Raw genomic sequence first — 849 nt, 5'->3', positions numbered from 1 at the left:
TGAGCGGCTTGGTCAGTATGACGTGGGCGGCTTCATAGAGCGCCGTTCGTACCGCAGCATCGCCGATCTTGCTGATGCGCCCGCTATAATCGGTCTCGCCGGATTGATACTTTTTCGGGGTCAGACCGAAATGCGCTCCTACCCGCTTCGACGAGCGAAATCGCCCCGGATCGTCGATCGCAGAGGCATAGGTGAGCGCGACGATCGGACCGACCCCCGGCGTCGACATCAACCGCCTGGCTCGGACATCGAGGCGTACCAGCGCGCGAACCTTTCTCTCGAAAGCCTGGAACTCGCACAACAGCACGGCGTGTACCGAAAGCAATCCCGCGGCGACCATCTTCAGGCTCGCATGACCGGCGACCAGTTCGCGGATCCTCCCGGCAAAGCCGCGCGGCGTGGTCTTGCCGACCTTCAGCCCAAAGCCGCGCAAGATGCCGCGGAGGCTGTTCTCGACATCGCGCAGCTTCGATTGAACGAGCTTGCGCGCCGTCAGCACCGCTCGCACCTCCTGCGCGGCAATCGACTTGCAATGCACCGGCCGGAACCAGCCAAGCCGCATCAGCTGCGCGATCCCGCGCGCGTCGTTGCGATCCGACTTCACCGGCATCGCCTTGAAGGCATCCCGCACATGCCGCGTCTCCAGAAGCTCGACCGCGAGTCCTGCTTCTCGCATCGCCGCAAAGAGCCACTGGGACAGCGGCCCGGCTTCCAGCCCGATCCGCGCCAGGCCAAAGCCAAGCAAACCAAACCAGGCAATCAACGCCTCCGGCTCGCTCGCCACCTTGTCCTCGCGAACGATCTTGCCGCTTGCGGCGACAACACACACGCTCGAGTATTCCAATGACA

At 63.6% G+C, this 849-nt stretch carries 1 protein-coding gene; it reads right to left on the bottom strand.

Annotation, left to right across the window (positions count from 1 at the left end; translation table 11 throughout):
- A partial coding sequence (locus tag MAXJ12_RS34175; protein WP_008840836.1) for an IS110 family RNA-guided transposase occupies positions 1-849 on the bottom strand: 849 nt, incomplete at both ends.

It is taken from the genome of Mesorhizobium alhagi CCNWXJ12-2, assembly GCF_000236565.1.
GTDB lineage: Bacteria > Pseudomonadota > Alphaproteobacteria > Rhizobiales > Rhizobiaceae > Allomesorhizobium > Allomesorhizobium alhagi.
This window is presented reverse-complemented; position numbering and strand designations above follow the sequence as displayed.